At 60.3% G+C, this 9,132-nt stretch carries 5 protein-coding genes and 2 pseudogenes; 1 reads left to right on the top strand and 6 read right to left on the bottom strand.

The genetic code is table 11. The annotated features are described in order from the left end of the window. Positions 1–23: 23 nt before the first annotated feature. Positions 24–152: a hypothetical protein gene (locus tag EN935_RS42775; RefSeq protein ID WP_135907184.1), complete on the bottom strand. Its 129-nt coding sequence runs from the start codon at positions 150–152 to the stop codon at positions 24–26. An 880-nt stretch (positions 153–1,032) separates the two neighbouring features. Further along, positions 1,033–1,488: a transposase gene (locus EN935_RS12440; RefSeq protein ID WP_256748481.1), complete on the bottom strand. Its 456-nt coding sequence runs from the start codon at positions 1,486–1,488 to the stop codon at positions 1,033–1,035. A 793-nt stretch (positions 1,489–2,281) separates the two neighbouring features. On the opposite strand from EN935_RS12440, the gene EN935_RS12435 reads away from it, so the two are divergent. Then, the gene (locus EN935_RS12435; RefSeq protein ID WP_224570032.1) at positions 2,282–2,797 is read left to right on the top strand and encodes a DUF2285 domain-containing protein; all 516 of its coding nucleotides are present in this window, start codon (positions 2,282–2,284) and stop codon (positions 2,795–2,797) included. Positions 2,798–3,581: 784 nt separating this feature from the next. On the opposite strand, the gene EN935_RS12430 is transcribed toward EN935_RS12435, so the two are convergent. The 4 genes and pseudogenes from EN935_RS12430 to EN935_RS12415 form a co-directional block, all read right to left on the bottom strand. Beyond that, positions 3,582–5,057: an NAD-dependent succinate-semialdehyde dehydrogenase gene (locus EN935_RS12430; RefSeq protein ID WP_095769043.1), complete on the bottom strand. Its 1,476-nt coding sequence runs from the start codon at positions 5,055–5,057 to the stop codon at positions 3,582–3,584. Between the two features lie 415 nt (positions 5,058–5,472). Next, positions 5,473–6,198: pseudogene (locus EN935_RS42890) on the bottom strand (pitrilysin family protein); the annotation flags it as partial. Between the two features lie 549 nt (positions 6,199–6,747). Continuing rightward, positions 6,748–8,052, bottom strand: a pseudogene (locus tag EN935_RS12420) (pitrilysin family protein); the annotation flags it as partial. 276 nt (positions 8,053–8,328) lie between these two features. Next, positions 8,329–8,601 (bottom strand): hypothetical protein, encoded by a 273-nt coding sequence (locus EN935_RS12415; RefSeq protein WP_024505391.1) that lies wholly within the window; start codon positions 8,599–8,601, stop codon positions 8,329–8,331. Between the last annotated feature and the right edge of the window lie 531 nt (positions 8,602–9,132).

Below are 9,132 nucleotides of genomic sequence, written 5' to 3'. Positions count from 1 at the left end.
GCATCTTCCGCCCATGCCAGCAGCTACGCCGCCAGAGCGTCATCCGCAGCCTGCTTGATCAGCCATTCGATGTGATTTGACCACATCTGCAACACCTCGCGCTTCTCCTTGACGTTGCTATAGAGATTGTAGATTTCGCCAATGTCTGTCAAGGACGCCGCCTTGTGATTCAGTATGTGCTCGATGACGTGTGGCAATACCTGCCGCCTGCCGAGATTTGTCGCGAGCGTCCTGCGCAGATCGTGAAGGGTCCAGTTCTCCAAAGCCACCCCGTCAGTATTGACCTTGCCGTCTAGAGCCTTCTTGCCCTTCGCGTAGCCTGAGAAGTGGCTTCTTTCGTTGCCCCTCGCAGGGAAAAAAACGTGTCATTGGTCTTCGGTACCGTCTGGGGGACCGACACCGCCAGTGTGGACAGCGGAATAAGCGTAGGCTCTTCGTTCTTCGTGCGGTCACCCGATAGTTCCATGTTCCGGCTTCAAGGTTGAGGACCAACGCATCGCGGCAACTTCCGTACGCCTCTGTCCGGTCAGAATGAGCAGCTTGACGATGGAGCCGAACGAATAGCCGATATCGCCCGGTTCGGGCTCACAGCCCGTTCATATAGCCGCCAGTTCGGCATCGTTCACCACTCGCTTGCGCTTGACGATCGGGGCCGGATCCGGATTTTCCAATCCCTCGCGGGGAAACCGCGGATGAGCCGTTGCGGCGGTTTGCGACACCAGTTGAAAAATGCCCGCATACACCAGAAGGCCGTGTTAGCCGCTTGCGGGTGACCCCCGGCGACGATCTTCTTGGTGATGTTAGCAATGTCGGTGTCGATCACATGGTGGATAGAGCGACTCCCGAGGGCAGGCACAAGATACCGGTTCAGGCTGGCCTCGACCAGTGCGGTGTTTTGAGGGTCGTTACTCGGCGGCCTGGAGGTGACCGCCATCGCCGTCCTCGGTATCGTCAGCGCTGATATGCGCCTGATCGGCAAGGAAGGCTGGCAGTTCCGATGGAGCTATGCTGGAATTTGGGTGACGAGGCTGATCAAGCGGCGCTCTGCGGCTTCGTTTCGATGACCTGGATTCCGTCCAGGAACCTGGCACCTGCGATGAGTTTCGGCAACTGATTTTGTCCTTTCAATCGTCGCCACTTCCTGGCCGCGGCCAACAGCTTGAAGACCATCAGCTGGGCGGTTTTCGAGGATAGCGAGCCCTTGGTACGCACCGTGCGATAGCGAACGGTTGCAAAGACGCTTTCGATGGGATTGGACGTTCGCAGATGATCCCAGTGTTGGGCGGGGAAATCGTAGAGCGCCAGCGACGCAATATGATCTTTCGTCAGGCAGTCGACCGCCTTGGCATACGCCTCGGCCTCCATCTCGATCGCATGCGCAAGCAATTTGCGCGCGCCGCTGCGAAGTACATCCGTCAGGGTATCATCGATTTCGTCGGGCTGACGAAGGCGAACAATGTGTTGATAGTCTCGTTCATGGCGTATCACTCTCCTTGAGAGGTACTGGCAGGCTTCATCACCCGCCTCGATACGCCGCTCTCCTCAAGCCGCCATCATCCAGTTTCCGCCATGGCTCCCCCTGATTGATCCGCTTCACCTGTGCAACTGCACAGGCTGCCCTAGCGGGGAGATTGGCCTCCAATGGCGAAAGCTTGCCGCAGGAGACCCTCCGATGACCGTGCCTATGGCGCCGCCGCTACGACAACTTGCCGACAAGCAGCGTGCGATCCACTGCCGCGCTACTGCGCCTTCAAGGGACGTCTGGATCGCGACGCAGGAGCCGATGACCGTTACGGGATCAATTCCAGGTCGCGCTGGCCGTCGCTGTGCCAGTTCGACGGTCTGGTGGCAATTTGGGCACATCTTCTGTCGCCGACAGTGGCGATGGCTGACGCTTCAACGAAACGGGGTCTTCGACGTCTGCTGCCTTCGCCGATGCTTTGCGAAGTGGCATAATGTTTCGACGCACGCAGGCGCGGGCAGGGGATGTCAGTCATGAATCTCCTGACTGGCGCGGATCAGGCCGATTGGCGGGATGAAAGATCATACGACTACACCGCTGGCCTGACGCTGCGGGAGTGGGCTTGGGAGTTCTTACGCCGCAATCCAGCGTTCCAGCGCGATCTGACCGCTGCGCGCCAGCATTGCAAGACTTGGTCTCTCCAATCCTTTCTCGATATGGTCGCGTCGGCCGGCGACCTGTCACGCTGGGGTGTTCTGTTTCGCGGAGTCTTGTGGCCGCGCTTCGGTCGTATTCTGGTGTCCGCTCTGGTGCGTCCATGTGCTGCCGGTCATTGCGGAACGGTTGCCTGCCTCGTCGCCGACACCGCCGTTCGAACTCTCGGCATTGCCCTGTCGTGCAATCGTCCTGCTGGCGCCCGACAAGAGCCAGCATGTTCTTCTTCGCAATGCGGACCACGCGCTGCAGCTCGCCGTCTCGGGCGCGAATATCCTCCACCCTGTTTGCCTGCATACGCAAGCCATCTGGCCCGCGGTGCTTTTAAAGCATCGACTGAGGGGACTGGAGTGCCTCAATGCTCTCAGTCTAGGGCAACAGTTGCCCCCCCGCTTGTTTGCGCCGGAAAAGCGCGGCGTTCGTTTGTCCTTCGTTCTTCGTGCGCTCGACGGTTCGCTCGCCGGAGCACCTCATCGCGAGCTCGCCGAAGTTCTCATCGGTCAACGGCGCGTCCATGCCGACTGGGCGGATCCTCGCGATCATCTGCGCGACCGCATCCGTCGGGCCGTCTCGCGTGGCCGCGCGCTCATGAATGGTGGCTACAGAGATTTCCTAATTTGAAAAGCGACAGTCCGCGCTGTGCGTCGGTGGATGAACGTTCGCTCGCAGCTGTACCCGTCACCAACAGTTCGCCCGCCGACAGGACTGCATGGCGCCTTGCAAGTGCGCTCTGGTCTAGCTTGTCGATGCCGAAATGAGATGGGCGAGGGTGCCAAGGCGGTGGTTCATTAGGGCCGGCCTCGACCTGGACGCACATCATTGGTCGGAAAGCGGCGTGCACCGCAATGTCGCCATAGCAGCCAAGATCCTTTGAGGCCGGACCTGCAGTCCTGTTGGACCGGCGGGTGCAACAATATGGAGGGATCTGAGGCCTCACACCGTTCCCTGGTCGACAGCTCGGTCAACATAGCACCCACCGCTTGATTATGGAAATGGTGTGCCTGGAGTGCAGCGAGTAGCGGCTTGCTGCGCACTGTCCTAAGAATAGCAGTCATGACCCGTCTGGGGTTCTGCAACACGACGATTCAACCGCTTGGGCATTGTCGCATATCCCACAATGTAGAATGCGCAACAGGGCAAAAGCTGATCCATCGGCGGTTTATCAATGCTTTTTGGCTTGGCACGGCACATGCAACGCAATCGGCAAAAGGCGCACGAACTGAGTGGCCCATCGGCCCTAGGAGCGCTGACTTATGCCCTCCCAAGGCATGTCCGGCCCGACAGCGAGCTCAGTCTCCTGCCGGGCATCCGTGTTTCAGGTCAACGGCGTTTGGAACTTCCAATTAGGTGGCGGCATTGACCGCAGGCCGCCCCCCGGTGGGGCGGAGAGACAGTGCAGCAGGTTTCAAATCCCGCCCATGCAAAGATATTTCATTTCCAGATAGTCCTCGAGGCCATGACGGGAACCCTCCCGCCCGATGCCGGATTGTTTGATCCCGCCAAACGGTGCCGCCTCCGAGGACATGCGTCCCGTGTTGATGCCAACCATGCCATATTCCAGAGCCTCTGCCACACGCCAGACCCGCTTCAGGTTTGAGGCATAGAAGTATGCGGCGAGGCCGTATATCGTGTCATTGGCCTCGCGCACGACCTGATCCGCATCGTTGAAGCGAATGATCGGCGCGAGCGGCCCGAATGTCTCCTCTTGCGCGACTGCCATGACGCTGGAAATCTCGGTGAGGACCGTGGGTTCGAAAAACGTGCCATTCTTGCCGATACGCTGGCCCCCGCATCGTATTGTGCCGCCTTTCGCAATGGCATCTGCGACGTGAGACTCGATCTTGGCCAGAGCATGCTTGTCGATGAGCGGTCCGATGTCCACTCCGGCATCGAATCCGTCGCCAACCGACAAGTGCCGGATTCTTTCCACGAATTTCTTGACGAACTCATCGTGAACGCTCGATTGGACGTAAATGCGGTTCGCGGAAACGCAGGTCTGGCCGGCATTGCGGAACTTCGCCTGGACCGCACCGTCAACAGCACCGTCAATGTCGGCATCATCGAAGATGATGAAAGGTGCATTGCCGCCGAGTTCAAGGCTGACCTTCTTGATCTGGTCAGAGCACTGACGCATCAGCAGCCGTCCGACCTCGGTCGAACCGGTGAAGCTGATCTTTCGAATCTTGGAATTGGTGCAGAGTTCACGGCCCACGCGATCACCTTCGGACGCATAGATCAGGTTGACCACGCCATCGGGAAAGCCGGCCTGATGGGCGAGGGCGAACATTGCGCCAGCCACGAGCGGCGTCTGTTCAGCGGGCTTGAGCACGATTGTGCAGCCCGCAGCCAAGGCCGGCGAGATTTTGCGCGCCACCATGGAGGCCGGGAAATTCCATGGCGTGATCGTGCCAACAACGCCGATGGGCTGCTTGATCACTAGCATTCGGCGGTCTGTCGAGGGTGCCGAGATCGTCTCGCCATAGACGCGATTGGCCTCCTCGGCATACCATTGCAGATACGCCGCCGCATGCGATACCTCTGAAATGGCTTCGGCAAGCGGCTTGCCCATTTCCGCAGTCAGAATCGCGGCGAGATCGCCTGCATGGTCGATGATCAGCTGATGCCATCGCCAAAGAACGTCGCTACGTTCTCGGGCCGTCAACGCGGCCCATCCCGACTGCGCAACATAGGCCTTGTCTACCGCAGCACGTGTCTCCTCCACGCCCATATCGGGAAGCTCTGCCAAAACTTCGCCGGTCGACGGATTGACGACCTCGAACGTCTTATTGCCAACTGGTCTGCCGAGTGCCGGCAGGCGGTCGATGGCTCCAAACAGGTGCGGGGATTTCAGACGGCGGATCATCGGCAGGCACAGGGGCAATACCGGATTCCTCCTCAACGCAGCGAACATCCAGGTCGACAGGCCGTCAGTGTGTATTCTGCACCAGTGGGTTCGTCGTAGGGCCTCGGCAAAGCAGCTGGTAGACCACGCTAGCCCGATGAAAAGACAGCAGTTTCGTTAGTTTGAGTGCCCGCGGTTCATCAATTGATGTATTAAGCAGTCGGATGTTTGCTTCATCCACCATGCCTGCTGGTGGCATGCGACTGAATTCTGCAAAAAGGCGGCATACATGCTGAGGAGCGCCATTTCGGCGAGAGGCCGCCGGACCGCCAATGCCGCGCAAGGTCGGCGAAAACGACTCCGCGCGTCTGCATGATCTGCTTGGCCCACGGGCCTCCACATTCGCTCTTCCCACGAGAAGCCCCGATGAAGAAGGAAGGTGAGATGAGTTTCTTTACTCATCCTTGCCGCCCAGCGGCGGGCCGACCACCAAAATGGCGGGCTCGGCCGAAAGCAGCTTTTTGGCCGCCGCCTTGACCTGTTTGAGCGTCACCCGACCGATGCTGCGGGCGCGACGCTGGTTGTAGTCGACGTCGGCCTTGTGAATCTGCAAATCCAGGAGCCGGTCTGCAATCGAGCGGGTCGAGCCCAGTTGGTCGATGGCATAGGCGCCGATCAGGTGCTTCTTCGACGCCTTGAGCTCGGCCCCGGTCGGTCCTTGCTGCGCCATCTGCTTTACCACATCTCGCACGATGCTCAGTGTTTGGGCAGCGCAGTCCGAGCGTGTCTCTGTCGTAACCAGAAGCGAGTCAAGGGTTAGTTCAGAGCTGACGTGATAGGCAAGGCCGCGTTTTTGACGTACCTCCTCGTAAAGGCGGGAAGTCAAGTATGAGCCGCCAAGGATGTCGTTCAGCAGCACGGCCGCGTAGAAATCCGGCGCGCTAGGCTTCACGCCAGGCCAGGCCAACGTCAGCGAAGTCTGCGGCAGGTCGTAGTTCTCCTCCACCAGTTGACCGAGTTTCGGCGCGACATCGTAGACGGGGACGAGGGTTTGTTGCTCAGGCAAATCACCAAACAGCTGGTCAAGCCTTTCCCTCAACGTGTTCGCGTCAATGTCACCCACCACGGCAATATGGAGCCCGTCGCGAGCGAAAATGGCCTGGTGGAAGGCGCGGAGGTCGGACGGCGTGATGCCGGGCAGGCTCTCTTTTGTGCCTTCTCCCAGCCTTGAACAAGGATGCGCGCCATAGATCGCGCGCAGCCATTTGCGCTGAGCGATGGCGTTAGGGTCTCGCTCGCTGCCGACGATGCGGGAGACAATCTCGGCGCGGACGCGATCGATCGGCCCCTGCTCGAAGCGCGGCGCGTTCAGCGCGAGCCGAAGCAGGCCGAACGCCGCGTCCTGCTTTTTGGAAAGCATGCACATCGATCCGTAGATGTCGTCGCTTTGCGCGTCCAAACTCATTTCGGCGCCGGCATGGTCGAGCTTCACCTGGAAGGCACCGCTGTCGTAATGGCCAGCGCCTTCGATGAACAGGCCGGCCATCAGTTTGGCCATCCCCTCCTTCCCGACCGGGTCCTGCTTGGTGCCGCCCTTGAAGGCAAAGCCGATGTTGACGATTTCCACTGTGTGGTCCTCCACCAGCCAGGCGATGATGCCCTTTTCGGACTTCACCTCCTGGATGTTCATCGCAGCATGGGGCCGAGCGCCGAGCGTCATCTCTTGATTCTCCGTCTTGGGCAAGAGATAGCCCGTGGTCGAACGGTCGAACGCGAGATAGCGGGCGGCAACTGCTTTGATTTGCTCGGGGGTAACCTTGCGGATGCGATTCGGCCGTTCCTCGACATCCTTCACGGTACCGCCGGTGGCCAGCGTCGAGCCGTAGATGCTGGCGAGCCAGTCCAGGTTGTCTTCCGCAAAGATCATATTGAGCAAATAGTGGTCCTTGGCCTTGCCTAGTTCCTCGTTGCTGACACCATCCTCGGCAATGCGGGCAACTTCGGCAGCGGCCGCCGCTTCGAGATCAGCCAGCTTGGCATCGCCGCGCGGTGCGCCATAGATGGCGAACTTGGTGTCGTCGAGCATAGTGCCCTGGAAATAGACGCGGGCGCTGGAAGCGATACCTTGCTGGACAGCGAGCGCCTGGTAGAGCCGGCCGCGGTTACCGCCGCCGAGAATTTCGGCCAGCAGGTCGAGCGCTTCGGCCTCGCCCGGCTTGGCGGTGTGGTAGGACGGCACCACCCACTGCGTCGAAAAACTGGGCACGCTGACGCGGGCGTCTGAGAGCGTGACGGTGCGCCTGGTGTTCTGCTCGGGCTCAACCGGCCGGATGCGCGGCGGCAGGTCAGGTCCGCGCGCCACCTTGCCATAGGTCTTTTCGGCCAGCGCCCGCACCGTGTCCGGTTCGACATCGCCGGCCACGATCAGCACGGAGTTGTTGGGCCAGTAGTACTTTTCATAGAAGACGGTGGCGTCGACGCGGTTCAGCTGCTCGATCTCCTGCATCCAGCCGATGATCGGGATGCGATAGGGGTGGTTCTGCCACAGCGTCGCGTCGATCTCCTCATGGAGAACGTCCTGCGGGTTGGTGTCGGTGCTTGAGCGGCGCTCCTCGATGACCACATCGCGCTCGGTCTTGACGACATCGTCGGTCAGGATGAGGTTTCGCATTCGGTCGGCCTCGAAGCTCATCATCAGCTCGAGCGCCGACGGCGCCACTGTCTGATAGAAGGCGGTGTAGTCGGAGGAGGTGAAGGCGTTGTTGGAGCCGCCGATCTCGAACACTGCGCGGTCGAATTCGCCGCCCGCATGGTTGGTCGTCGCCTTGAACATCAGATGCTCGAAGAAATGGGCGATGCCGGATTTGCCCGGCGGCTCGTCGGCGCTGCCGATCTTGTACCACACCATGTGGGTGACGATCGGCGCCCGGTGGTTGGGAATGACGACCACCTCCATGCCGTTGTCGAGCACGAAATCCCTCGCCTTGCCGTCCTCCCATGCGACGGGGATCGGAGCCGGCCCCGCGCCGACCAACTCGGACGCAACGGACGTCCTGCGAAGCCCATGAGTGCGGGGCTTGCTTGGTAGTTCTGGTAGGGAGAGTGGGGTTATGGGCTGCGTTCCTGGCAAAGTGATCTGTTCCTCATTTTGAAGGATCTATGTCTCCCGAACGCCTATTGGGAGAAAGTGGATCGGCACGCGACGCCGAGCCACATGAGCCGTCAGCGTGTTGCTGGGCCTGACGCGAGCCTCATCTTTGGATGCGTCCGGGAAACTTTCGGCATGGTGAGGCCATGGGAAGTCTGCTCGTTATCCATTGGGTGTTTGCGGATACCTGAGCATGCCCCGTGCCAAGTAAGAAAGCCCCGATTCGCAAGGTTTGATCCAACCTTGATACTTGCGATATCCGACATTGTCGGGCATCCGACAGAAAGCGCCTTTCGCCGGCGCGCCGGCTATGACGCTCGCCTCCTCCGGCGTGACGACGATCCTTTGGCGGGCGCCGCGCACACCGATCTGCCCGCCTATCAGCACCGCGACATCGAAGGACAGCGCGATCGTGACTGGATGGGTCTTACGCAAACATGCAGCAGTGCCACCGCGATCAGGACTTCATCCGCCCCACAAAGACCCGAGCGCGAGGGACGACGTGTAAGGCAACATGTCATCCTCGATAATGATGCCGCGCATAAAGAGGTAAGGTCCCTCGTCGTACCGGCGAGCCCCTTCGCTGGGTCTCGCGAGGGTCTGGTTTGCGAACGTCGACCGACAGCATCACGGCATGGGCGGCCCCATCGGTAGGCAAGCATTGACCGTGCCATCAGCGTTGAGGCAGCGCAGAGCCCAATTTCCCGGTGCCAGCCGGTACGTTGGAGCTTCAACTGTGGCCAGCCAAGCGGGCCGAGGCCGTGAAACTCCTGATACCCTGGACCGTCCGGATTGCAACGCACGACGCCTTGGTCTCGCGCCAACGTCCATTGACGCTCAGCGAAGCATCATGCGGACGAGCTGGGAAAGCTTGGCCGGGCCGGCGCCTTCCCAGGCGCATGGGACGCGCGACGACCCATGTGGACCTTGGATTTCACTACGCACTTACGCTGCTTTGGCCTTGTC

Source organism: Mesorhizobium sp. M7D.F.Ca.US.004.03.1.1 (genome assembly GCF_003998635.1).
In the GTDB taxonomy this organism is placed as follows: domain Bacteria; phylum Pseudomonadota; class Alphaproteobacteria; order Rhizobiales; family Rhizobiaceae; genus Mesorhizobium; species Mesorhizobium loti.
The sequence above is the reverse complement of the archived record's forward strand: the minus strand, read 5'-3'. Positions and strand labels throughout refer to the sequence as shown.